Source organism: Leuconostoc carnosum (assembly GCF_007954525.1).
Classification (GTDB): domain Bacteria; phylum Bacillota; class Bacilli; order Lactobacillales; family Lactobacillaceae; genus Leuconostoc; species Leuconostoc carnosum.
Window position 1 is genome coordinate 904,992 of the sequence record NZ_CP042374.1, and the last position, 26,296, is coordinate 931,287.

General features: G+C 35.6%; 23 protein-coding genes. 5 read left to right on the forward strand and 18 right to left on the reverse strand.

Features of this window, described 5'->3' with window-relative positions; all coding sequences use genetic code 11:
* Nucleotides 1–84 precede the first annotated feature (84 nt).
* From FGL89_RS04510 to FGL89_RS04520, 3 genes are all read right to left on the reverse strand, one after another.
* On the reverse strand, nucleotides 85–840 hold the full coding sequence (locus FGL89_RS04510; protein ID WP_014973609.1) for a helix-turn-helix domain-containing protein: 756 nt from the start codon (nucleotides 838–840) through the stop codon (nucleotides 85–87).
* Nucleotides 841–1,011: 171 nt separating this feature from the next.
* Nucleotides 1,012–1,410, reverse strand: coding sequence for a helix-turn-helix domain-containing protein (locus FGL89_RS04515; RefSeq protein WP_014973608.1), 399 nt, complete (start codon nucleotides 1,408–1,410; stop codon nucleotides 1,012–1,014).
* Between the two features lie 162 nt (nucleotides 1,411–1,572).
* The gene (locus FGL89_RS04520) at nucleotides 1,573–2,013 is read right to left on the reverse strand and encodes a DUF536 domain-containing protein (RefSeq protein WP_014973607.1); all 441 of its coding nucleotides are present in this window, start codon (nucleotides 2,011–2,013) and stop codon (nucleotides 1,573–1,575) included.
* A 728-nt stretch (nucleotides 2,014–2,741) separates the two neighbouring features.
* On the opposite strand from FGL89_RS04520, the gene FGL89_RS04525 reads away from it, so the two are divergent.
* Complete coding sequence (locus tag FGL89_RS04525) at nucleotides 2,742–2,927, forward strand: hypothetical protein (protein WP_014973606.1); 186 nt, start codon at nucleotides 2,742–2,744, stop codon at nucleotides 2,925–2,927.
* Between the two features lie 189 nt (nucleotides 2,928–3,116).
* Here the strand turns inward: FGL89_RS04525 and FGL89_RS04530 are convergent, their stop codons facing one another.
* Genes FGL89_RS04530 through ulaG form a run of 7 tightly spaced genes read right to left on the reverse strand, consistent with a single transcriptional unit; the run spans nucleotide 3,117 to nucleotide 8,800 of the window.
* Nucleotides 3,117–3,845 carry an L-ribulose-5-phosphate 4-epimerase gene (locus FGL89_RS04530; protein WP_014973605.1) on the reverse strand — a complete coding sequence of 243 codons (729 nt, stop codon included), beginning with the start codon at nucleotides 3,843–3,845 and terminating at the stop codon, nucleotides 3,117–3,119.
* 2 nt (nucleotides 3,846–3,847) lie between these two features.
* Nucleotides 3,848–4,711: an L-ribulose-5-phosphate 3-epimerase gene (locus tag FGL89_RS04535; protein ID WP_041773112.1), complete on the reverse strand. Its 864-nt coding sequence runs from the start codon at nucleotides 4,709–4,711 to the stop codon at nucleotides 3,848–3,850.
* 2 nt (nucleotides 4,712–4,713) lie between these two features.
* Nucleotides 4,714–5,352, reverse strand: a complete 639-nt coding sequence (locus FGL89_RS04540) for a 3-keto-L-gulonate-6-phosphate decarboxylase UlaD (protein ID WP_014973603.1) — start codon at nucleotides 5,350–5,352, stop codon at nucleotides 4,714–4,716.
* A gap of 10 nt (nucleotides 5,353–5,362) precedes the next feature.
* On the reverse strand, nucleotides 5,363–5,668 hold the full coding sequence (locus tag FGL89_RS04545) for a PTS sugar transporter subunit IIB (protein ID WP_014973602.1): 306 nt from the start codon (nucleotides 5,666–5,668) through the stop codon (nucleotides 5,363–5,365).
* A gap of 45 nt (nucleotides 5,669–5,713) precedes the next feature.
* Nucleotides 5,714–7,225 (reverse strand): PTS ascorbate transporter subunit IIC, encoded by a 1,512-nt coding sequence (locus FGL89_RS04550; protein WP_014973601.1) that lies wholly within the window; start codon nucleotides 7,223–7,225, stop codon nucleotides 5,714–5,716.
* A gap of 13 nt (nucleotides 7,226–7,238) precedes the next feature.
* Nucleotides 7,239–7,715, reverse strand: a complete 477-nt coding sequence (locus FGL89_RS04555; protein WP_014973600.1) for a PTS sugar transporter subunit IIA — start codon at nucleotides 7,713–7,715, stop codon at nucleotides 7,239–7,241.
* Between the two features lie 11 nt (nucleotides 7,716–7,726).
* Nucleotides 7,727–8,800, reverse strand: coding sequence for an L-ascorbate 6-phosphate lactonase (gene ulaG / locus FGL89_RS04560; RefSeq protein ID WP_014973599.1), 1,074 nt, complete (start codon nucleotides 8,798–8,800; stop codon nucleotides 7,727–7,729).
* Between the two features lie 215 nt (nucleotides 8,801–9,015).
* On the opposite strand from ulaG, the gene FGL89_RS04565 reads away from it, so the two are divergent.
* Both FGL89_RS04565 and FGL89_RS04570 read left to right on the forward strand, forming a co-directional pair.
* The gene (locus FGL89_RS04565) at nucleotides 9,016–10,527 is read left to right on the forward strand and encodes a BglG family transcription antiterminator (protein WP_014973598.1); all 1,512 of its coding nucleotides are present in this window, start codon (nucleotides 9,016–9,018) and stop codon (nucleotides 10,525–10,527) included.
* Entirely contained in the window at nucleotides 10,517–11,338 is an 822-nt protein-coding gene (locus FGL89_RS04570; RefSeq protein ID WP_014973597.1) for a Cof-type HAD-IIB family hydrolase, read from the forward strand. The genes FGL89_RS04565 and FGL89_RS04570 overlap by 11 nt, the downstream gene beginning before the upstream one ends.
* Before the next feature lie 290 nt (nucleotides 11,339–11,628).
* Here FGL89_RS04570 and FGL89_RS04575 read toward each other — a convergent pair whose 3' ends face one another.
* Nucleotides 11,629–12,447, reverse strand: a complete 819-nt coding sequence (locus tag FGL89_RS04575) for a VanW family protein (RefSeq protein WP_014973596.1) — start codon at nucleotides 12,445–12,447, stop codon at nucleotides 11,629–11,631.
* A 344-nt stretch (nucleotides 12,448–12,791) separates the two neighbouring features.
* On the opposite strand from FGL89_RS04575, the gene uhpT reads away from it, so the two are divergent.
* Entirely contained in the window at nucleotides 12,792–14,198 is a 1,407-nt protein-coding gene (uhpT, locus tag FGL89_RS04580) for a hexose-6-phosphate:phosphate antiporter UhpT (protein WP_014973595.1), read from the forward strand.
* A 189-nt stretch (nucleotides 14,199–14,387) separates the two neighbouring features.
* Here uhpT and FGL89_RS04585 read toward each other — a convergent pair whose 3' ends face one another.
* Entirely contained in the window at nucleotides 14,388–15,467 is a 1,080-nt protein-coding gene (locus FGL89_RS04585) for a helix-turn-helix domain-containing protein (RefSeq protein WP_014973594.1), read from the reverse strand.
* Between the two features lie 143 nt (nucleotides 15,468–15,610).
* On the opposite strand from FGL89_RS04585, the gene FGL89_RS04590 reads away from it, so the two are divergent.
* The gene (locus FGL89_RS04590; RefSeq protein WP_147000486.1) at nucleotides 15,611–19,345 is read left to right on the forward strand and encodes a mucin-binding protein; all 3,735 of its coding nucleotides are present in this window, start codon (nucleotides 15,611–15,613) and stop codon (nucleotides 19,343–19,345) included.
* Between the two features lie 225 nt (nucleotides 19,346–19,570).
* Here FGL89_RS04590 and FGL89_RS04595 read toward each other — a convergent pair whose 3' ends face one another.
* The 6 genes from FGL89_RS04595 to FGL89_RS04620 all read right to left on the reverse strand — a co-directional run bounded on the left by FGL89_RS04595 (nucleotide 19,571) and on the right by FGL89_RS04620 (nucleotide 26,196).
* A complete protein-coding gene (locus FGL89_RS04595; RefSeq protein ID WP_014973592.1) occupies nucleotides 19,571–20,557 on the reverse strand; it encodes a LacI family DNA-binding transcriptional regulator in 987 nt (328 codons plus the stop codon).
* Between the two features lie 75 nt (nucleotides 20,558–20,632).
* On the reverse strand, nucleotides 20,633–20,875 hold the full coding sequence (locus FGL89_RS04600; protein ID WP_014973591.1) for a hypothetical protein: 243 nt from the start codon (nucleotides 20,873–20,875) through the stop codon (nucleotides 20,633–20,635).
* A 27-nt stretch (nucleotides 20,876–20,902) separates the two neighbouring features.
* Nucleotides 20,903–22,303 (reverse strand): glycoside-pentoside-hexuronide (GPH):cation symporter, encoded by a 1,401-nt coding sequence (locus tag FGL89_RS04605; RefSeq protein WP_014973590.1) that lies wholly within the window; start codon nucleotides 22,301–22,303, stop codon nucleotides 20,903–20,905.
* 4 nt (nucleotides 22,304–22,307) lie between these two features.
* A complete protein-coding gene (locus FGL89_RS04610; protein ID WP_014973589.1) occupies nucleotides 22,308–24,029 on the reverse strand; it encodes a glycoside hydrolase family 13 protein in 1,722 nt (573 codons plus the stop codon).
* A gap of 151 nt (nucleotides 24,030–24,180) precedes the next feature.
* Nucleotides 24,181–24,636, reverse strand: a complete 456-nt coding sequence (locus FGL89_RS04615) for a DUF6314 family protein (RefSeq protein ID WP_014973588.1) — start codon at nucleotides 24,634–24,636, stop codon at nucleotides 24,181–24,183.
* Nucleotides 24,637–24,639: 3 nt separating this feature from the next.
* Entirely contained in the window at nucleotides 24,640–26,196 is a 1,557-nt protein-coding gene (locus FGL89_RS04620; protein WP_147000437.1) for an ABC-F family ATP-binding cassette domain-containing protein, read from the reverse strand.
* Nucleotides 26,197–26,296: the final 100 nt, after the last annotated feature.

Consider the following 26,296-nt stretch of genomic DNA (forward strand, 5'->3'; position numbering starts at 1 on the left):
AGGAATTGTCAACCCTTGATTGAACAAAAATTTGAGTTTAATATATTTTTCAATTAATATTACTCGCATAAAAAAAAGCACAAATTATTTAGTTTTAGAAATAATTTGTGCTCTTTTAATTGTGCCACGATCGATCATTTGCTGGTAATTATCTTTATACTGCAATAGATAACGCTTTATTTTATGTTTCTTATTTGAAGATAACGTTTCATTTGAATGAAGAAAATTAGCATTTTTGTCTATTGTGACTGATGCACTAAAAGTGACATTCTTATCATTACTTTTAGATATAATTGCTTCAAAATTTTTATCATCTTTAATGTCAACTACCAGGTGTTTATCTCTAACAATAACATTAACCTTGTTTTCTGTTAAGGGAAATCCAATCCAACCAGTTGGCATAATGTAAGTCCAATAATTGATACCCTCCTGTTCAATTGTATAGGCATTACCATCTGAATGCCCATCATTATTATCCATCAACCAACCATGTGACTTAAGATTCGCTCTATAAGTGTGTTCATCATGCCTTAATTTTTGATTGTATCCTATGTATGAGACTACAAGTAAACTTAAAATAATCAAAGTAATCTGATAAAATTTAAAACGTTTGGTGCGTTTGCTTGTTTCTTTAACCATTGAAGTATCCTCTCTTAATAATTTATCAAGAGATATCTCAAAGAGATCACTGATCAATACAATGGTCTCCAAATCAGGATAATTGCGTCCAACCTCCCAACCTGAAACAGCAGAACGTGAAACATTAAGGCTACTAGCTAACTTTTCTTGTGTCCAAGACCTATTTAAACGTTGCTCTTTAATTCTATCGCCAATGTCCAATTGAAATACCTCTATTAAATATTATGAGAATAGTTTATTGAAAAAACTAGCCACGAATCGTATCACATAGAAAAATTACGTATGATACGGTTCGTGTCATTTGATTAGCAAGTCATTCTACACATAATTTGCTTAAATTCATTTTAGCTATTTACATTTTCAATCCAAACATTATTTAAGCGCCTTTATAATCTCAATAATCAAACCAAAAAGAAAGCCACCGATTGGAAAAATAAGCCACCAATAGCTGGCTGCAAATTCCCAAAAATTCATATTTCCACGACGCCTACGTGTATATTCCCCATTACGTGGGTCAAATACAAATTCACTATGATCAATTTTATCGTCTATGTTATCTTTTTGAGGTTCAATACCTAACACAAGTGTATCCAATGAACAATCAAGTATCTCAGCTAACTTAATCAGATTAGTCATATCCGGTGTTGCATCACCAGACTCCCAACGGGAAACTGCTTGACGAGAAATAAAAAGCTTTTCAGCTAAATCCTCCTGCGACATACCTAATGCAATACGAAACTTCTTCAATTGTGACGGAAACTGTATCTCCATAATTTTTCTCCTAAATGTATTTGAAATCATTATTAAACAGTATCTTACAAATTGGTAGCAATTAGCGTACGAAAATGAGCAACCAGCAATGATAAAGTGCGCACTTATTAGTAGCATAATATGTCAATAAGCCTATAATGGCAGTAACTATGCCAGTTGCGACTACTTACCAAATAGTTTAGCAAAAAGCCCTTTATTTTTTTCTTCTTGCAGCTGCTCCTGTAGTTCATCAATTTCTGATACATATTGAGACGTGTCTGAGACTTCCAGATATTGCTGATCTTTGACATCTAATTTACGTTGTAAATCTAATGACAATGATTGTTGCTGATCTAATAATTTATGAAGACGTTCAATTTGATCATCCTTAGTCTTAAGTTGTTCTGATAAAGCCTTAATACTTTCTGATTCATTATCAGACTGGGCATTATCAAAATTATCAGGCATAGATTCAAGATTGTTAAGATCTTCTTTGGTAAATTTACGCTGGCTGGGATTAATATTCCAAGCCTTTGCACGTCTATAATAGGTCGCCTTACTAATATCAAGATGTTTAAGAATGTCTGACAATGTCTCAAACGTCGTTGTTGTTTGTTCACTCATCGTCTGATACCTTTCTGATTCTTATTGATACTAATAGTATACCGTGATTGTCAGGTATAAAGCTACTCGTAAATACTCATTATAACGCATCTGTTATTTTAATAGCCAACGGTATCAGTTCCAAATCTTTGGTTGATCAAAGGAAGAAACCCATACTGTACAGGAAGTCTAGCGCTGTTAAGAACAATAACACAGTAGCTAGCAATCAACTTTCAAAAAAATTGCTTAAATGCTATATTGACAAAAAAGATTAATCAGTTCTATAACATATTATCGCTTGTGACCAAAGACTTATTGCGACATGCTCATCCTACACAAACACTAAAAAACAACCCTCTCTCAAACAACAACACCTTGGGCTCTCACCAAGCATACTATTGTCATCTCGTTCAAACTACAAACCGCCTAAGTATCTTAAGCTACCTATCGTTTTGTTAATTTAAACACCGAGCAGGTTGTTCCTAGATCGTAAGAGATCCATTCACGTTATCTTTGACGATAACTTCAACAATTATAATTGTTATTAGGACTTCTCCTAACCTATGTCTAAAGTATAACATTAATATTCTAATAATGCAAGCGCTTACATAGTCAATAGTTATCCATCTTACGGATACCAAGATAATTTTGTATTTCATAACCGCTATGCTACAATAAATATAGTTTACGAGTTAGATTTGATACCTTTATCCATATAAAAAAATCAATAAGACACTTGGGGGACCCATATGACATTTAAAGTTAAAAAAATGGTAGCGCTATTATTTATAATTGTGGGGATGCATGTTTTGTTAGATCCAACTATGCCGCTAGTAAACAAGGCATTGGCATCTTTCGGTATGATACTAAATGCCGTGATACTATACAACGTATACAAACAAAATAAGAAACAACTACCACTCTTTACTCACTGATACTAAGAAAGAATAACTAAATCGATTAACAACACTTAACTAGGCTAGGGTTTAAAAAAATGACCATTACACCCGAATGTCTGGAAAATAAACATCCTGGCTAGTATGTAACTAGCCAGGATGTTTATTTTTTAATAACCTCTGCTTTTTCTTTTTCAATTTATATCTAATAGCTACTATAAATTATTTCTAAACATCTATAGTTTGTTTCATTTCGTTCGGTGATTTTTGACCATAATAAGCATTGTCACCATGTTTACGATAATAGTGTTTATCTAACAAATATTGCGGAACATGTATTTCAGATCGTGTCGACTGTAATGCATGGTAGCTAATCTCTGCTGAAACTTCCAATACCTTAGCATTATATACTGAATTTCCTGGTGTCTTCCCCCATGTAAAAGGACCATGTTGACTGACCAACGCAGCTGGTACTGAATCCGGATCAATCCCTCGCCGCTTGAATTCTGATACGATGACCTTCCCTGTATTCAATTCATACGCTGAACGGATTTGTTCTTCATTTAAAGCTGGTACACATGGTATATCACCATAGAAAGTATCAGCGTGAGTCGTGCTCACAGCTGGAATATCCATTTTTGCCGCTGCAAAGGATACTCCCCAAGGAGAGTGCGTATGCGTAATACCACCGATATTTTTAAAATGGCGATAAAGATAGGCATGTGTAGGTGTATCGCTGGATGGATTCAATTCCCCTTCTACAACATCACCATCTAGATTAACAACTACCATATCAGAGGGCTTTAGTTGATCATATTCCACACCAGAAGGCTTTATTACAAACAAACCTTTTTCGCGATCAATACCTGATACATTTCCCCATGTAAATGTAACTAACCCTAATTTAGGTAATGACATATTAGCACTATAAACTTCTTTTTTTAATTCTTCTAACATAATTATTCCTCTATTGAAATTCCAGATTGCATTAGTAAACCAACCACAAAATCGTGAGCATATATAATTCTGTCGAGACAGTCATTTTCATTCTCTGACCACATTTCGATTGTGAATGTTCCTTGATAAGCTAAACGCTTTAATGTTTTAAACAGTCCCAAAAACTCAACATCACCCGTACCAAAGGGAACATTTTTAAATTTTCCTGGTGTATTTTCTGTAACAGACAAGGTATCCTTGACATGAATTGAAATAATACTATCTAGCCCATCCATTAAGTCTTGTCCCGGAATATTATCAGGCCAGGCTGAAATATTGCCTAAGTCAGGATATGCTTGTAACCAAGGAGATACAATAGATTGTTTAATTTTTTTTACTTTGGCAATAGAATTAATAAAGTAATCATCCATTGTTTCAATCGAAATCATGACTTGATTTGCTGCCGCAAAGTCCACCACTCGTTGTAAGTTTTCAATAAAATTTTCAGCAGTAAGCACTGTCTTGGTACCATAGTACTCATCATATCCAGCAATTTGAATATTTCTAATTCCTAAATCTTTGGCTAAAATAATCGCTTTCTTGCAAATATTGTATGCTTGAGTGTATATATCTTTATTCTCCGAACCAAGAGGAAATTTTCTAAGCGCTGATAACATCATTGTGTCAATTGGTATACCTGTTTCATAGATATCTTTGACTAAATTAAATCTCTGATCCCTATCCCAATCTAACCGACTAATACGTGTATCTGTTTCGTCAATTGACATTTCTACGAATGAGAATCCTTGCTCTTTAGCAAGTTTTAATTTGTTCATCCATGACATTTCGAAGGGTAAAGATTTTTCGTTAATTCCCAACTTTGCCATATTTATGCCCAATACTTTTTGATCTCATCTTGGAAGGCTTGTGCTGCTGTTGCAGGATCTTTTTGCCCTGTAATCGCGCGGCCAGCAATAAATGTGTATACTGGAACATCTTTGAATAATTTAATTGTATCTAGATTTAATCCACCTGTAACTGAAACCTTGAATCCCATGTCAATAAAGCGTTTCACAATATCTAAATCTTTTTTCCCCCAGACTTCTCCAGCAAGTAATGCATCACGACTTTGATGGTAAATTACCTGTTCAATTCCAATTGCTTGCCATTGTTCGGCTAAATCCCAAGTCCATGCTGAATATAACTCAACTTGGATACCATCTAACACTGACTTAGCTGATTTCATTGTTGCAATGGTCGCTGAATCAATCACAGTCATTAAGTCAGCGCCAGCATCTTTAGAATTTTGCGCCACTGTTGATCCTGCATCAGCACACTTGGTATCTGAAGCAATAATTTTATCTGGAAACATCTCTCTCAGAACTTTGATAGCTTGCTGTCCTGCTTGTAATTCTAAGATTGTACCAACTTCTACAATATCAACAATTGATCCTGCCAAATGAGCAATTCGTGCAGCATCTGCTAGTGTATTTTGATCTAAAGCAATTTGCAAATTAGGTTTTGTCATTTTCATATCCTCACTTTTTATATTTAGTTTCGAAATCTGTTTCATCAATAATTCGTTGTGTAATCTCTTTATCACTCATAACATTTCTGACACCGACTACTGTAACCCCTTTTTTTGCTGCATCTTCGAACATATTAACAAAGTTCAGAGGTGTGAAAACAGCATCGTACTGAGTAGCCGTTGATTTACCTTCTGCAATACTTGTATGATTAATCTTAGTTACGGGAATTCCAAGCTTTTTCATTGATTTTTCAACACTTTTCATCATCATCAAACTAGTGCCCGATCCATTTGCGCAAGATACTAAAATATTCATAACCTATCTCCTTTTTGTTTTCTTCTTTTTCAATTAAAATTAACTTTATTCAATTCCCTTATTTTTTTTATAAGCATCATAGTCATCCACCATTAAAAAATAGTTCTTAGGGTCTTTACGATACTCTAACTGAGGAATTAAGAGAAGTATTCCAGCTACAATAATGACACCAAAGTAACCTAAGTATTTTAGAATAACTGTAAATACCGGCCAAACTGTGTCCCAATCGAACATTCCCAAATAGCCACCAAACTTTGACATACCGATCCAAGTGGAAATTAAAGCAGCACCAATCACTTGAATTATGCCGGATAAAAATGGTAATATCATGGCTGCTTTAGCACCTGCACGATTATTAGCAATGACCCCAAAGACAGCATTATCAAAGAAAAGAGGAATAAATCCGGCAATAATAATTGTTGGCGAGTGGAAGATCATCAATGCACCAATAGCCAAAAACTGGCCTAACGCACCAAATAAGAATCCTATAGTTACTGCATTTTGCTCACCAAATGCAAATGTAGCCGCGACATCAATTCCAGGAACAGAATTAGGCAAAATTGTATCACTTATTCCCGTGAAGCTCTCCGTTAATTCACCCACGAAGGTGCGAACACCTAGTTGCAAAATAGCTAAATTGACTGCAAATCCAAGTGATGTTGTCAAAATGTAGAAGAAGAAACTTGCTCCTTTGGCTAACCCAGAAACACCATTACTTGTAATAAATAATTGATGGAAATAACTTTCTCCCAAAACAAACATAATAATACCGAAGAAAAGAAACATTAGAATAGCTGTTGCTACCATGTTTTCGTTAAAAATTCTCAAAAAACCAGGTAGAGTAATGTCTTCCAAACGCTTTACTGACTTATTTCCTTTTTTATTAGTAGACTGCTTCATTTTGTCCGAAATCCAAGCAACTAATGCGATACCAAACATTTGCTGATGAGCAATTGCAAAACCACCCCCATCAGTGAGTTGCTGTATAGGCTTAATCGTCATATTTGATCCAACTGCCCAATACAATCCCAACAAAACACCCATAACTAACAAAACTTCAATACGACCCAAACTAGGAATTGCAAAAAGCAAAATCCAAAATGCTGTTGCTGCCTGTTGTACTTGAACGTTTCCAGTAGTAAATACTGCACGTAATTTTGTATACTTTGAAAAGCGCACTAACAAGATGTTGAAAACAAACGCGATTAATAATAGAATCATCACATCCCCGAAAGAACGGCCAAATGTTTTTTCTAACCCATCTGTAACCGCGTTTTGACCAAAATACGGATCAATTACTGTTGCTGTAAGATGAAAGCGATCCTTTAACCCGGCTAATATGGGACGAAAACTAGTGACCAACCCATTTGATCCTACTATAAGAATCATATAACCAATTGTTGCTTTCAAAAAACCGGCTAAGCTGTCATACCATGGCTTTTTTTGTAACATATAACCTATTAACACAATAAATCCAATCATATAAGCTGGTTGTGTCAAAATATTATTTGCAAAAAATTCCCAAATCTTTAATATTCCTGCGAATATACTATTCATCATTCTCTCCTCATTATTTTGCAGGGATACTCTCAAATTGATTCATGACTTGAACAAAATCTTCTAACGCTGTGATTTCAGACAACGACTCAATCATGCCATCAGTCATTAATAATTCCATCAAATTTTGAATATTTTCCAAATGTTGTGCCTCATCTTTAGCAGCAAGCGTAAAAAATAGTTTCCCTTGCTTTTCAGGGTTGCCTTTTTCGAATGATACTGGTTCGCTAAATTTAGCAAAACCGATACCTGTACCTAAAACACCCGGTCCGGTAGCTAAGGCATGTGGCATCACAACACCTGGAACAATTACAATATATGCCCCATTTGTCTCAACATTTTTAATAATCTCATTGACATAGTCCTCGGTGATAATACCTTTATCTTTTAAGTTACTACTAGCCGTTCGTAGTGCTTCACGCCAATCTTGAGGCGTTTCATCATAAATTCTTACTAAATCATTATCATGAAAATATTTTAGCATTGTCATTTTATTTCTCCTTAGAGGAATGATGGGAATGGTACATCATTGTCCGTTGAAAAAACATCGGAAAATCCACGATCATAATGATACTGGATTTTATCTTTGTCTTGTGGAAATGTATAACTCCCACCTACTTTCCATACAAACGGGTGGAAAGTATAATTCAGTGTATCCTTCTTCATTTCCCAAATTTTTACAATTTCTTGTGGGTCTGCATCAAAATTAGACCAAATATCATAATGAACTGGGATAACAACCTTTGCCTTTAAATCTTCGGCAGATCGCAATACATCAATCGATGTTACCTTATCAGTAATACCACGGGGATTCTCTCCATAGTTAATAATTTCAACATCTACCTTATTTTCATTTCCATGTTTAGCAAACATGTTTGACATATGCGAATCAGCCGCATGGTACAAGTTACCACCTGATGTCTTAAATAGATAATTAACCGCTATTTCGTTCATATCCTGTGGTAAAGAGCCTTCAATTTCAACTTCTGGTTCTACTGTCAGTAGAGCTGTTCGATCAAATGCTTCCAGTGCTTTAATTGTCACTGACTTTACTGTGACTTCATCACCTGGATGAACAACAATTGTACGATCAGATGGAACTCCCCAACTTTCCCAAATATCAACCACAGCTTGTGGACCAATGAACTTTGTTTCTGGACCACTATTTTGCAATACGGCTGCTGCCGTATTAATATCTAAATGATCAGAATGAATATGTGTCACCAATAATGCATCCACATTTTTTACTGCATAAGGATCAATAACAAATGGTTGTAAGCGTAAATTGGGTTGCATTTTTTGTACACCACTCATACGCATCATTTGATGCCCTTTTTTCATTAGACCAGATCCATGTGACTGTTTTCCTGTGCCATTCCATAAATCAACTAAAATATTAGTATCTTCATGCGTCTTCAACCAAACACCATTGTTGGCTAACCACCACATCCGAAAATTATTCTCTGGGACTGTTGACTGCTCAATCTCTTCATTTAACCATGTACCCCACTCTGGAAATGTGTTTTGAATCCAGTTATCACGTGTTGCTTCCTGAATATTTTTTGCTTTTGCCATTATTCTAACCCTTTCTAAAAACCTTGTTTATTGAAATGTATGCGCTTACATTTTCTGTTACAAGTACATTATCAAACACGATTAAAAAAAATAACAGTCCCATTACTCCACAAAAATATCGTTTTAATGAGACTGTATACCCTCTCGCCTACGTTGTACAATAAATATAGACAAGAATTCCCTAAGATAATATAGTAGGAAAGGATCAATTAAAGATGCAATTATCCAACATCAACTATGCAAAGTTTATCAGTTACATCTCTACCCAAAGAATACTACCTAACGTTCAAACTGTATCCAGTCGGCTCAATTTATCTAGCCGAAAAATTTATTATCTACTTCAAATAGCCAACTCTGATTTGCGATCATCTAATCAGCCTTTTCTTGTACCAAATACAAGAATTACTGAAAGTCAAATTTCAGTCTTAAACAGTAAATTATTACATGATCCCTCTGGTGAATATATTAACTCCTACGAACGGCAACTCATTATAGATATTTGCATCGCTTTACCACTTAAAAAGTGGACTTTATCATCATTTCAATCATTATTTGGTGTTTCTAGAAACACCGTATTACGTGACATAGCAGATTTAAAAAAAAGAAAAAAATTCAAACCTGACTTTTCTAAAAAAACAGGATTTGAATTTAAGGAGACCTTATACGATTCATTAGTACACGCCTATAATAGCCTAGTCCTTCTACAAAGTCATAATATCCCTCTAAATTGTTTTCTCAACAGCCTAGACAATGGCATTAGTTATTCAAAATTTTTATTAGTAAGTGAAAAATTAAAAAATATGTACAAAGATCTTCTCGAGAAACGAATATCAATTTCAAATGCATTAACATTGACTATTTTTTCTGTTATCGCCTCACTGTACGCTGCCCGTTGTCCGATTTCCGAAGCGAAACTATTTAATCCTTCTGACATTGAATCATTTACAAAACGTAAGGAGCACAATATTATCTGTGACTTTTCCTTGGTTGCCGAAACTAACTTCTCCATTCACATAGTAAAACCTGTGCAACTCTTTTTAACTCTTCAGCTTCTTAGCATTACAAAAGAACAAGATGATCACTTTAGTTCGCATTCATTTCAAGATTTATTAATATTAAGTGAGCACATTGTTGATTCATTTATGGCTATTTCTCACATTAAGGGTAATAGTTCAGAACGAGGCATTCTGACCCGAGAAATACAGACTCAATTGAAACCATTTTGGTACTCTGTCCGATACCAAAATATTACTGTCTATGAATATTTATATCACGAACCCATTTTTGAAAACTATGTCACTGAATCTCTAAAAAAAATGAATGATTATCCTCTGTATAATCATTTATTTCCTTTTGGGTTACTACCAGACCAAATAAGCATTCTTGCAATGATATTCTATAATTTCAGTTTATCTCATCAAAAAATTGTAAAATTAAAAATCCTGATGATTACATCATTACCAATATATAGTCAAAACTTATTTAAAACGATTATTCAAAAATATAGCAATGTCCCTTGCGAACTCTCCATTCGCGCACTTAATAATTCCGAAACATTACTAAATGATATTAATAATTTTGATTTAATCATTACTGAATCTACTGAAATTAGTACTAAACAACCCACTTTTTTAATTGATAGTGAGTTAAAAGAAAGTGAATTTGATCGTCTGAGAACCGTGATAGAAGAAATTACTCCTCTGGAGGGAGTACAAGATGAAAAATGACATAAAAATGATTGCTTTAGATATGGATAACACGTTACTGATGCCTGATAGAACATTATCTGCAAGAAATACTAATATCCTCAGAAAATTACATTCTAGTGGTAAAATTATAGTCCTCACTACCGGTCGGCCATTACCAAATGTTACCCCTTTTATTAGCCAACTCGGTCTTGATAAACCTGATGATTATGTCATTCTCTTTAATGGCGCAGTAGTTAAAAATATTCATAGTAGTAAAAACATTTTAGATAACCACTTTAATCTCTCAGATGTTAACGAAGTATTCAATCTAATACACAATATTCATTTATCTGTTGATATTGTTACCTCAGATCAGGTCTATTCTATTAAAAATTTTGGACAATCTGGCTATGTTAACCTTATAGGTTCTCTTCTCCCTTATTCCGAAAAAAAGTTGTCAGAATTACCTAAAGATCTAACGTTTAATAAGTTTGTGGTTTGTGCTGAAGAAATGAACCTCAACTATTTAGAAAACATCCTCCAACATACACCCATACTGACTAAAAACATAACTTTTGTCCGATCAAGAAGAACACTATTAGAGTTTGTCCCATATGGTGTTAGCAAAGGAATCGCTTTATCAAAACTTCTGAAAAATCTGTCTCTATCGGCTGATAATTTAATGGCTTTTGGTGATGAAGCCAATGATTATTCTATGCTTTCCTTGGCAAGAGTAGCAGTGGCTATGGACAACGCCATTCCCACTATTAAAAATGTGGCCAACAACGTTACGAAAAGCAATAAGCAGGATGGCGTTGCTGTTTTTCTAGAAAATTATTTCAAAATATAATTTGTTAATCATTTTGATTTTATATTTAACTTTTATTAGTATTCAATATTTTGTATACTTGATAATGAAACGGTATTAATAATTCATATGCAAGAAACACTGATGTTTTAGTTGACTAACTTTAAATATACTTAATAACCATTGAAAGGTCTCTTCGTAGCAACTAAAATATTTTACCAAAAAATACAAATAATGGCGTTACACTTTCTGAATACCAAAAGTGTAACGCCATTATTTTGGTGTCTAATACTAGCTACAGTGCTTACGTCTTAATTAACTAGGTGTTCTTGTTACTTTTGAATAACTTCTAAATTACTGGTGTCATAAGAAACTCGTGCATGATTGGTTTTTATTAACTTCTCTTCTACAATATCCCCATTTTCATCATAGTGATACTGATAAATTTTACCACATCGATAAATCTGACCATTTTCTTTTATAAATCGTTCACCAACATTTTCCACCTCATACGTGTCCTTTTGAGGTTCAGATGCATATATCTGTCCATGTAGATAAGTGTCTCCGACATATGTTACTAACTGATAAGTCGTAGTGGTGTTGTTTTTAAACCGATAATCAAGATAATTGTACACAATTGAAGTACCACTTCCAAATGGTACTTCACGATTCGAATCTGGAAACATATCAATCTGCTCATGATGATATTTTTCTACAACATCCAATGATGTATGTAAGACCATCCAATGAATCAAATTACTAAATTGGCACAATCCGCCGCCTGTACCTTTTTTTAATTGTCCATCATTGGCTACCATTAACCCCATTTGATAACCATTTTTCTCCGTACATCTGCCAACTAAATTCCAAAATGAAAAAGTTTCACCAGGCCTAATCAAAATACGGTCAACCTTAGGCACCGCAATATGCAAATTAGCAACTTTCGCCTCTTCAACAGGTACTGGGACTTTCCTTAATCCACGTCTCATCAAGGACTGATGACTAAAAACTAAGTAGGGTAATTTATCTTCTGATTTTTTACTTGCTAAATTAGTTTTCCATGAATCAGCCATCTTACGTTTCAAAATGTGCGCTTCGTATGATATTTTATATGTTAACGGTGATATTTCACAAAATAGTTTTCTCGTCATCAGAACCTCTCCCGTTCTAAAACGAATGTTATCATATCTTTAAAATAATGTAAACACAGTTATGTTGGTCAATCTAACAATTTTTTCTCTTATTAAGCTGTAAATTATAGTTTTTTGGTAAAAATACTAAATCCAAATTATTGCAATATGACTATATCTTAGTTAGCAAATTTTAAATATATTTAATGATTATTGACAGAATATAAAATAATGATAGAATGTCCTTGTAAGCGCTTACTGTTTAAAAACAAATAGCCTATTAGGTGCATTTGATAATAATATATTAAGGCACTCATATCTTCATAGAGAGAATTTATTAATTACCAATAAGGAGATTGATTAAAATGAAGAATTTTTTTGCACTACATCATCCAAATCGAATCAACATTTCAGTCACAGACGAACGAAAAGCTTGGTTTGGTCAGTTCATTAAAACATTTGGTGTCGTTTTTTTCATTTATTTGGGTATGTATCTTGTCCGCAACAATATCAAAGCAGCTACACCACTATTGGTAGAAAATGGTGTGATTACAACCACACAAATGGGTGTTATTGGATTAGCATTCTCAATTACATATGGTATTGGTAAAACATTAATGTCCGCTTTCGTTGATGGTCAAAATGCAAAACGTATGATTTCTGCTTTTCTAATGGTTTCCGCATTTCTATCATTACTGTTCGGTATTGCCTTATTAACAAACAACGCAACCACAGGTATTTTGTTAGCTTTGTGGGGACTAAACGGTTTGTTCCAGTCACCAGGTGGTCCAGCTTCATACTCAACGATATCCCGTTGGACACCACAAACAAAACGTGGTCGCTGGCTAGGTTTTTGGAATACTTCCCACAATATTGGTGGTGGAATTGCTGGTATACTAGCACTTTGGGGTGCTAATCATCTTTTTGGTGGTAATGTTGCTGGTATGTTTATTTTCCCAGCTGTTATTGTATTTATAATTGGTATTGCTGGTTTGTTTATCGGACATGATGAACCAGAAGAATTGGGATGGGATCCGGCTCCAATTATATTCAATGAGCCGCAATCTGTTGAAGATCGACAAGCAGCCACTATGTCAAAAGGCGAGATTTTAAAACAATTTGTGCTTAAAAACCCATGGGTTTGGCTGTTAGCTGTTGCTAATGTGTTCGTGTATATTGTGCGTATTGGTATTGATAACTGGGCACCTCTTTATTCCGTCCAAGCATTACATATGAATAATGGCGCTGCCGTGGCAACCATCTTCTATTTTGAAATGGGTGCACTGGTGGGATCATTGTCTTGGGGCTGGATTTCTGATTTGTTAAAGGGACGTCGTATCATGGTGGCTCTGATTTCAATCTTTTTACAATTCTTTGTTCTCCATATGTACACAGTCGCGCATACTGAAACAGCACTGTTTATAGCATTGTTTATTATGGGTTGGTTAGTATTTGGTCCACAATTATTAATTGGTGTATCCGTTGTTGGGTTTGTACCAAAGCAAGCACTGTCAGTTTCTAATGGACTAACAGGCACATTCGCTTATTTGTTCGGTGACTCGTTGGCTAAAGTTGGTTTGGGTTATATTGCTGATCCAACAGCAAAAGGATTACACGTATTTGGCACTGTTTTGCATGGCTGGCAATCAACATTTATCGTCATGTATGCCGCACTTGTTGTAGCTGCTATTTTGTTAATCTTTGTGGCCATTGCCGAAGAACATAGAATTAGGCACGCTGCTAAAGAGGTTCAATTAGCAAGCAATAAATAAAAAATAATCGTTACTTCTTATTCAGTTACTCACATGAGATTTATTGTATATTTAATCATAACAGTAAAAGCCCCAAGTTTAATTAACATACAACTTGGGGTTTTTACTGTTGATTTAACATCAATAAAATAAAGAATCTTGTACTCTACTTCACCTAAATCACCCACTACACTATAGCGATGCACTCAATTAAAAATGAATTTCTTGACGAAACTTTTGTGGTGTCATACCAGCACTTTTCTTAAAACTAGTGATAAAATGACTTTTATCACTAAATCCTACTATATCAACAATGTCTTGTATTGATAACTCAGTTTCTATCAATAAATTCTTTGCAATACTTAATTTTTTATCTCTCACATACTGATGTATCGTTGTTGCAAAAGCTTTTTTAAAAATAATATTAAGCTTTTTAATATGTATACCTGTAGCTAAACTGATATCAGCCAACTTAACACTCCCACTAATATTATAATCGATATACTTTTTAATCATTGTGGTCTTATTAACTGTTTTTCTGATGCCAAATATAATAGTATATATATTTAAAAATAATTGATTCAACATGTATCGTAAATTAATGGTATCATCCAATTTAGTAATCAACGAATATAATCTTTTTTTAATAACTCCTAATTCTGTAGCTGGATACCCCTGACACACAGCACCACGGATAAGTAAAAATACATATTCATGCATCAACATTCGAGCTTTATCCACGTTTTGAAGTTCGGATACAATGTATGAGTTACTGATAATTTCTGCACATACTATCTTATACGCTACCTCATCATGATTTAAAAATGTTTTAAGAAGTTGGTCATTTAGTTGTTTGATTTCATTAATTTCTTGAACAGCTTGATCATGCGTCAAAAAGTTTTTGGTAATAGCCGGGGTTTCAATGTGAAGTTCTGCACTGGGTGCAGGCGTTTGATTATAAACTTCAAAGATAATACGGCAAATACGTTTAATATTAAAAATGATAGATGTAACATTCATATCCATTTCAAGATTACGATTACTGTCACAATCTGGTATTAAGACGCACATTTCGTTGATATTAAGTTGAACTAAAACAGCATAATGATTTTTGACGTTAATTAATGAGTATTGATGTTTTAAAGAAAAATCTACTAGTTTGTTAATTTCTGTCGTACCACGACAACCCGAATCAGAAATTTTGATTACTCGGCGTGTATCCAGCGTCGCTATATAACACTCCACCCCAAGCATATTCACAATATCTACCAATGTACTATTCACATCCATTACTATCCCCCACCGTTCTATTTTATTAAATTATGCCTTTTTTGATATAAATATACCTTTTTTGGAATGACAAAGAAATTATACAATGCTATCCTTAAAATGTAAACGAAATGTAACTAACATGAAAACGGGGAATAGTGTCAATGCAAGAACGAAGATCACATTTTAAAATGTATAAAGATGGTAAACAGTGGGTTGTTGCCGGTCTCACTTTAGCTACTGTATTTATTGGTAGTAACTTTTTTACTATAGATAAAGTTAATGCTGATGAGAAGGTATCGACCACTAGTAGCATACCATCGTCAAGTACAAAGGTTGACAGCGCGAAGTCTGATAAACCATCAGAAACTAAGGCAGTGAGTCCTTCTGATAAACCATCTGATCTAAGCGTCTCGTCTCAGGGGGGTAAAATTGATAATCAAACTAGTTCTACAACTATTGATAAATCTGTGCCTAATCAAAATTTGGATAAAGCTGTACAAGAAACTAAAGATGCCGGTGTTACAGTTACAGAAGATACCAAATCTGCTCAAAAAACAGATATTCAAGGCATGGGAAATGCTGATACCAATACTCAAGTTAAAGATGCACAAAAGTCAGATAGTATTGATTATGATAAACAAATCGCCGATTTAACTGATGCTAAAAAACAACAAGCAGATTATGAAAAAGCGTTAAATGCTGGTAAGCATCAAAATGCAGATGGCAAAACCCAAATTGCAACATCTGGAAATGCACAGGCATTGGCCTTAGATCAGAGTAAACCAGCTGATGAAACTGCACCTACAGGCACTATCAAACCAACAGATACTTATTCTGGAAATGATCCCAAAAAAGGTGATAATAACACAAAAACCAGTACAAAAATCTGGGAATACTCAGGAGATCAAGTCATTGGGGCGACAATTACAAAAAAGTGGACCAAAGCAGGTACCATTACCGTTAGAAATAATGATGGCAAACTTGTAGAGAGAACTGTTGATTTGACTGAAACATTCCATGATTTTCAACGTCAAAACGGGAATTGGACTGATACGTCAAATTATAAAGAACAGGGTACACCTAAGGTAAGAATCAGCAGTAATGCTATCGACAACGTCGAAATGTTTAATGTCAATTGGCAAACTACTTTTTGGTTTACCTATAGTGATTCAGGACAGATAGTACCAATTTCTAAAATGACAGGGACTAATGACGATCCGAAGGTCTACTTCTTAAGCGGTTCTTTAAGTTCATCTCCATACACTGGGCCTGATAGTCCTACGCAATGGGATAATTGGGACATAAATAGACGCGAGTATGTTCAAACAAATGATGCCAAAACAGCTGTAATTGCAGCTGGATCAACTATCGGTTTAGGAAACATTTCTGGATCTGATGTCGCAAATAATGCCCCAGAAGGTCAAGCATATACTAATATTAGTGGTGTTTACCATGACGCCAATGATGATGACCCAGATGTATATGCTCTGAAAGAGGGTGTATCATTTACCGACTTCACTACTGATAAGCCAACACTTTATTTAGGTGCTGTACCAATTAATAAGACTGCACGGTGGTGGCATAGTAATAAAAATATGAATTCTGATGAATTAGCTTTTGTGCAAAAACCAAAAGCATCATATCATAAAAATAGTATTTCTTACACGCAAGTACCAATCAAAATAGTAAACGAAACAATTCACTACGTTCATCAAGATGGTAGTATTATAAGAGATAAAGATGGTAAGAGTATTGATTACTCAACTACTGATACCGATAATATAAAATTTATTATTGCAACAGATAAAGATGGAACGCCAATTACTTGGACTTCGAAGGGTGACGTTTCTACAACGCCCACAATAGTTGCTATAACGAAAATAGATCCTGAAACAGGTAAAGAGACTACTACTCAGGAAATTACTGACGGCGATTGGACTAAGGGTGACAGCTCTACTTTTGCGACTATTGCCAATCCTGATGTACCTAACTATAGTGTTATCTCAACGGATGATCCAGCTAATGATTTGACTCAAACCACTGCTAAGACAGTTGACCCAAATTCTGGTGACATAACCTACACAGTCGTTTATGCCCCTGCTTACACTATTTCTGATACTAAGACCGTTAATGAGACGGTTCATTATGTTGACCAAACTGGTAAGACTGTCGCAAACGACGCAAAGGCGACACCAGTTAACTTTGTGACAGTGACCAATCCTGTTGATGGGTCAACCACCACTTATTATTCAACAACAGCGACAAAGCCAACATTAGACAACAACGGTGTTCCCACTGGTGATTGGACTAAGGGTGATTGGACTGAAATTCCAGCTATTACCAACCCTGATGTAACCAACCACACAGTTATCTCAACTGATGATCCAGCTAATGATTTGACTCAAACCACTGCTAAAACAGTTGATTCAACTTCTGGTGATTTGGACTACACAGTCGTTTATGCTGTTAATAAAGAGTCAGCTAATGTTACCTATATTGACGACATAACCGGTAAAACTCTGGAATCTAAAGACCTATCCGGCGACTACAACTCAACTGATAGTTACCGAACTACCGATACTATTAGTAATTACGAAAGTAAGGGCTATAAGTTAGTTTCAGATGATTATCCAACCAATGGTGTTGTTTACGACCAAGATGGTGTGGAACAACACTTTGAAGTTCATCTAACACACTCGACTGTGCCGGTAACCCCTGACACACCTCAAGTCCCTGGTGACCCTATCGATCCGAACAATCCTGATGGTCCTAAGTGGCCTGAAGGTACGGATAAGGATTCTTTGACACAAACAATCACTCGTACCATCAACTACCTGGATAAGCAAACCGGTCAAGTTGTTTCTAAGCAAGTCACTCAAGACGTCACTTACAACCGCACCGCTATTATCGATAAGGTATCTGGTGAATTACTCGGTTACGACACCAATGCTGATGGCACCCCTGATACACAAGATGCTACTGCTGCTTGGCGTGATGCTGATGGCAACAGCTGGGCTGCTACCACTTCTCCGGACTTGTCTGGTCAAGGTTATGCTGCCCCTTCTATCCCAACCGTTGACGAACAAACTGTTAACCCTGGTGATAAGAATGCCAATGTCAATGTCTACTACGATCACTCGACTGTGCCGGTAACCCCTGACACACCTCAAGTCCCTGGTGACCCTATCGATCCGAACAATCCTGATGGTCCTAAGTGGCCTGAAGGTACGGATAAGGATTCTTTGACACAAACAATCACTCGTACCATCAACTACCTGGATAAGCAAACCGGTCAAGTTGTTTCTAAGCAAGTCACTCAAGACGTCACTTACAACCGCACCGCTATTATCGATAAGGTATCTGGTGAATTACTCGGTTACGACACCAATGCTGATGGCACCCCTGATACACAAGATGCTACTGCTGCTTGGCGTGATGCTGATGGCAACAGCTGGGCTGCTACCACTTCTCCGGACTTGTCTGGTCAAGGTTATGCTGCCCCTTCTATCCCAACCGTTGACGAACAAACTGTTAACCCTGGTGATAAGAATGCCAATGTCAATGTCTACTACGATCACTCGACTGTGCCGGTAACCCCTGACACACCTCAAGTCCCTGGTGACCCTATCGATCCGAACAATCCTGATGGTCCTAAGTGGCCTGAAGGTACGGATAAGGATTCTTTGACACAAACAATCACTCGTACCATCAACTACCTGGATAAGCAAACCGGTCAAGTTGTTTCTAAGCAACATGTTACTCATAGTAATGCTAATCAAGACAAAGAAGCTCTTCCTAAAACGGGACAAAGTACTAATTCAGCAAGCACTATTCTTGCTGGTATAGTATCTATTGCTACGTTAGGATTAGTTTCATTGAAAAGAAGAAAGCATTAAAATAGTAAACCAATCAGATGATTACCTTCATTAAATTGAGCGTAAGATACTGATTCAAAAAGCCCGACCGCTTAGACACATAATAACGTGTCTAAACGGTCGGGCTTTTTATAGTAACTAAGAATTATCATTTTAAATTACGCAATAGGTAACGAAATACTCCTACCATCTAAATATCGATTGACAAGTGCCCCGTTTATATCAATAAAATGAGATAGCATTTCGCTAAAATATTACTCGGGTAGTCATCCCTTGTTCAAAAGATACTGGTAAAAATGTTTGATCATCTAAGGATATATTTTTATTGTCGCCATTAAATTGTAATAATAGTTTCTCAACAGCTTTTTCTGCAATTTTATCAGTAGGCTGTTTAATAGACGACAGGTTAATTTTCTGTCTAGCGTAAACACGCGCACCATCAAAACCGATGATTTGCACTTGATTAGGAATTTTAATTCCTTCACGGATAAGTATATTATAAAAATCACTAGCATATTCATCTGAGTCTGAAAAAATACCATCATAATCAAACTGATGATCTTGGATATGTGCCAAAATAAATTCCTGGAAATCATCAACAAAATTTGGAATATCACGCGCTATAAAGCGATCTGCAATCATACCATGTGTGTTGCAATAATCAAAAAAACTTTTTTCTCGGATTGTTGAAATATTTTTGACAGGATTTTTGGATACAAATAACAAATGTTTTGCTCCTGATTGACTTAAAGTATGTGCAGCAAGTTGACCACCAGCATAGTTATCTGCTATAACCAATGGCACTTTATCTGAAACTCGTTTTTCTATGGACACAAGTGGAATATCAGTAGCAATCAAATTAGACACCTCAGCATATGACATAGTAATTAACCCAGCCACCTTTTGCGTATTAGCCATTTGTATATATTCGATTTCTTCTTCTGACCGATTATTAGAATTACATAAAATCATTTTATAACCATACCGCTGTAATTCTTGCTGCATATGATAACTTAATGCAGAGAAAAATGGCGAATTAACAGTTGGCAAAATAAATACCACAAAATTTGATTTGCTTGTTTTCAACGATCGCGCAGTTGCATTGGGAATATAATTCAACGCGGCAATTGCTTCTTTAATTTTTTCTTGTGTATCTAATTTGATTTTCTTACCGTTGATGTAATTTGATACAGATCCTCTAGAGACACCAGCTAAGCTAGCGACATCATTCATATTCACCAATTCCCATTACCTTCTTTAAATTAATGATGTCATAAAAAAAATGCCTAATCGGCACTTTTACAATTATTATGGCGTAAACCTTCCTGATAACATTTTATCAAATAAGTCAGACATTTGCTGTTGTTTCATATTTTCTACTTGATTCACTTCTAAATGATTAAAATCTTCTATCATATAGTACGCTTCCAAATATAACGTCAACTGCGTCTTAATAAACTTTTGATTCGATATATCTTCCGCTTGCTGGGCATTACTTACTAATGCCATTGCAAATTCATTAGGATCAATATTCATTTTTTCTTCAGCCATGTTTCCACCTTCCTAATTATTTATACTTCAAATACTATCTTCCAAATCTTCCCTAGCATGCTTGGCATTGATATACCGGGTCATTTCAGTTTCCTTTTCAGGTGTCAAACGGTAAAACAATATCAATATAAAGGAAATAACTAATGCGACCAGCGGTACCCAAACATAGTTCGCTTCGATACTAAATAGAGCTGCTGGTGTTTGTGTTTTATTAGGCATATAATGTCCTAATGATAGAAACAAACCAGTAATCGCGCCACCAATACCCATACCAAACTTTGCTGTGAAACTAGAAGCAGAAGTCACAATACCCTCAGCTCGAACACCATTTTTCCACTCACCATAGTCAACAGAATCTGCTAGAAGGACCGCAATCAGGGCGCCAACAAAACCATTACCAAAATTACCAACAATTGTGCCAATAATTACCGTGGTTATATTCAAAAATTGTGCACCAACACCTAATATCAATTGTCCAGCAATACTAAGCCCTAGGCCAAACAGTATCGTTTTCTTCTTCCCAAATTCTGTGACAACTTTTGGTGTTAAAAATACCGATATTAATCCCACCGCGTTAAAAAATAGCGCAAGAGAAGCTAATCCAGGGCGATCCAAATTATACTTAAAGAAATATAAAGTAACTTGTCCTTTCGTTTGCATACCTAACCAATAAATAAAGTTTAAACCAACTACAATCACCCATGGCCAATTATTTTTCAGTGCTTTTAGAGATGTCTTAATAGGTAAAGCTTTCTTAGATTGTCTTGTTTGTACGTGCTCACGTAAATTGAAAAAGACAACCAGATAAATCACAAAGAATACTGAGGCTGCCATGACAGCTACCCAGAAGAAACCTTGCCGAGGATTATTCGGACCACCAAATAAGGTTACAAGAGGTAAAGCAATAACAGATATTAATGTTCCACCAAAGTTTGAAAACAGTGAACGAATAGTCGATAGTAATACACGCTCATTAGAATTAGTTGTCATACTTGGTAGAATAGATGTTAAGGGGATATTCACAGCCGAATACAACACATCAATTCCAATGTATGTGACATAAGCCCAAACGATTTTCCAAGTCATTGGTAAGTCTGGTGTCGTAAAACATAGAATAGTGAAAATCGTAAAAGGTGCGTTAAACCACAGTAAGTATGGCCGACTACGACCCCACTTAGTATGTGTATGATCAATCATAATACCCCAGAAGGGTCCGTCTAATGCATCAATAACACGTGCAACTAACATTAATGTTCCAACTGCTGCTGCTGTGATACCAAAAACGTCCGTATAAAAATACATTAAATACGTTCCAATTAAACTAAATGTAAAACTGCAAGCAAAGTCACTTGCACCATAACTTAGGCGCTCATTCCAAGGCAATCTTCTATCATTTTTATTTATAGTAGTTTTTATATTATCAGCCATTTTATTAACCTTCTTTTGTTGTGGTTATTTTACTGGTATCAAGGAAAAGATAGGCTCTTACTTCATAAGGGCGTAATATATCATCTTGAATACTTTTATAGTTTTGAATCAATAATTCACTGTTTGTAGGAATATTATATTGACGATTAACATCATGCGATGTAAAGTTGGCAACCACAAGTAGCGTTTCACCCTCACTTTTCCGTGTATAGGCAAACACTTCTTCATCATTTTCATTACCTTCAACTAAATCAAAAATACCATGTGTGATGATCGGTTTTGTATGCCGTAATTCAATCAATTTTTGATAGAAATAAAATATGGAATTTGGATTTTTTAACTCAGATGCTGCATTGATTGATTGATAATTATTATTAACCGCTAACCAAGGTTCTGCATCACTGAATCCTGCATGATTTGTGTTATCCCACTGCATCGGTGTTCGTGAATTATCCCGTGACCGTGCGCGTAAATAACGCATCATGTCATCTGAATTAAGTAAATGCGCTTGTTCCACTAACTCATGATAAGCATTAATCGATTCTAAATCACTGTATTGTGATAACTTCTGAAAATTTGCATTCGTCATACCGAGTTCTTCACCTTGGTAAATATAAGGTGTCCCCTGCATGAAATGCAATAAAGCTGCAAGCATTTTTGCAGAAACTTCACGATATTCAACGCTATCATTGCCGAACCGAGATACGGCACGAGGTTGGTCATGATTATTCCAATACAAACTATTCCATGCTTTCCCAGCTAATGCCTTCTGCCATTTCACCAAATTCTCACGAAGATCCATTAATGAAACTTTTTTATCAGACCACTTACCAAGTGCTGAATTACTATTACCATCTAAACTAACATGTTCAAATTGGAACACCATGTTCAACTCGGTGCCGTTCAAATTGGCATATTTTTCTGCTTCACTTGTTGTTACACCCGCTGTTTCACCAACAGTGATCCAATCATGTTTCTGTAACACTTGTTCATTCATCTCTCTAAGATACTCATGAACATGCGGACCATTTGCGCAGGCGTCACCAGCATTACCATACAAGGAATCCTCTTCAACCGGCGCATTTGGTAATCCTGTGGGTTTTGAAATCAGAGAAATAACATCCATTCGAAAACCGTCAATACCTTTACTAGCCCACCAATTCATCATATCAAAAATTGAATGTCTAACTTCTTGATTATCCCAATTCAAATCAGGCTGCTCTTTAGCAAATAAATGTAAATAATATTGACCAGAATCTTCATCATAAGTCCAAGCAGGTCCTGAAAAGAAAGAACCCCAATTATTTGGTTCATGGTTATCGACCGGATCACGCCAAATATAATAATCGCGATAATGATTGTTTTTACTATAATCTGCAATGCTCTTCTGAAACCACTCATGTTCAAAAGAACTGTGGTTAACAACCAAATCCATCATAATTTTTAATCCGAGTTGGTGTGCTTTGTCTAACAACTCCTGAAAATCAGACATATTTCCAAAAGTAGGATTAATGCTTTGATAATCCGAAATATCATAGCCACCATCAATATTAGATGTTTTATAGATTGGATTTAGCCAAATGATGTCGATACCTAACTTTTTAATATAATCTAATCGATTAATTATTCCTCTCAAATCACCTATACCATCGTTATCACTATCCTGGAAACTTTTAGGATAAACTTGATAAACAACTGAATTCTGCCACCACAATTCTTTTGTCATGTTATTTCCTTTCTTAAAATGGAACGTTCCATTTATACAAGATAATTTTAACTCAATGTTCCAATTTATGCAAGCGCTTACATTAACCGCTATCATTATTCTTATCCTTTCAAATCTTGAAGCGCTTTACTAACCCAACAAAAAAACGCCATCAGGCGTTTTTTCTAGTAAAAATAGTTTTAACATGATAATCTTTGTGCGGACCAACAACGTCAGTATTTTGCCAAAAAGTTTTCGCATTTTCAAGATGAAATTGTGCATCATAAACATCTAACGAACATAAATACTTATCACGTGGCTGTAACTGTTTTGATTTATCATCCCAATCATAGGCTTGATACAAACCATTGTTTGCAGTTATATCATCATGAAAATAAATTGACATCCCTTGTTGGTCAAAAACATAGATATATTGACGCGTAAAATCTAAATTTCTTCCTGTATCAACTAAACTCACTTGCCCTTTTTCTTCCAAAATTAAGGCATTCTGAGTATGGTGACAAAAATTGGCTGTGCCACGAACTGTCGCGTACAATCGCTTATCAGAATCAGTTATTGTTCTCGTAATATCCCATTGCCCAGAAAAAAACTGTTTCAAATTCATCATTACCTATTCTGACTCTTGTTTAAATGATAAAGCGGCCACGTTTAACTCCTGATCACCGAACCCATTTGTAAAGCTTACCTCGTGGGAAACAATAATAACATTACCTGGGAATTGATCAATTGCCTTACGTAAGGCATTTTTAGTGCCCTCATCTAAGTGGTTAGTTGGCTCATCTAAAACCAAAAAGTTACTTGGTTTCATTTCCATAATGGCTAACTTAACTTTCGTTTGTTCACCACCTGAAAGTTGTTGTAACGGTTTTTGAGCATTTTCTGAATTGATACCAGCTGCAGCTAATCTTGTCCGTAGCGCTTTAGGTTCCAAGGTTGGAAAACGGTCTTGCATTTCTTGTAAAGGTGTCTTACTATCATTTTCCCACTCTAAGTCTTGGTCAAAATAGTTAACAATAGCAGATGGCGAAAACTCTGATTCCCCATGTAACGCTGGAATCACGCCCAAAATTGATTTAATTAACGTGGATTTTCCAGCGCCGTTGAACCCTTTAAATACAATTTTTTGTCCTGTTGTAATTGAAAATGTCACTGGTTCCAAAACTGGTGTCACATATCCAACAGATAACTTATTAACTGTTAGTGCGTTAGTAGACTGTGAATTAACATACGGAAAACTAAACTTTGCTTGCAAAGCATCAGCCGGTGGATCAACACGATCCATTCTGGCCAACATCTTTTCACGCGACTTAGCCTGTTTAGAAGTGGAAGCACGCGCCTTATTTTTTGCAATAAACTTTTGTGCTTTCTCAATTTCACCTTGTTGCTTTTCATATTGACGAAGCTGCTGTTCACTGCGCTCTTCTTTTTGTCGCATAGCTTTTTTAAATGAACCACGAAATTTAGTAATTTTGCCAAAAGAAACATCAATAATTGCGTTAGTTACTTTGTCCAAAAAATCAAAATCATGGGAAATAATCATTGCTGAACCTTCAAAGGTCTGCAAAAAATCTTCCAACCATTCAATATGAGCAACATCCAGATAGTTTGTTGGTTCATCGAGAATAATCACATCATCATTTTCGAGCAACAACTTTGCTAAAATGACTTTAGCACGTTGCCCACCAGACATCGCATCTAATTCCCGATCACGTCCAATAGATTCCAGTCCTAATCCTGAAATAACACGCTCAATCTTTGTGTCAATGTCGTAAAATCCATCTGCATCAAGCTCTTCTTGCATACGGCCAGCGCGTTCGAGCAGCTTATCATTCATTGACTCTGCGTACTCATTATATAAATCAGTAATGCGATCTTGTTTATCGTATAAATCTTGATAAGCTGTATGCAAAAAATCAACCAGATTCATACCTTCTGGAATTTCAGCATACTGATCCAAATAACCGATTTTTAAGCCATTTTGCCATTCGATCTTACCAGACAATGGTAACTCTTGACCTGTCACGATTTTGATAAGCGTTGACTTACCGGCACCGTTCTGGCCTACAATTCCCATGTGTTCGCCTTTTTGTAGCTCGAATTCAGCGTCTTCGTATAAAGTTTTTTCTGCGTAGGCCATCGATAGGCCGCTTACTTCTAATAATGCCATAACTATAAGTTTAACATACTTTAAATCAACAGTGCATAAATATGTGGTATTTTATTTGGTTTTCCTGCGATAATAGCATCTTTAGTAGCAACATTTCTGA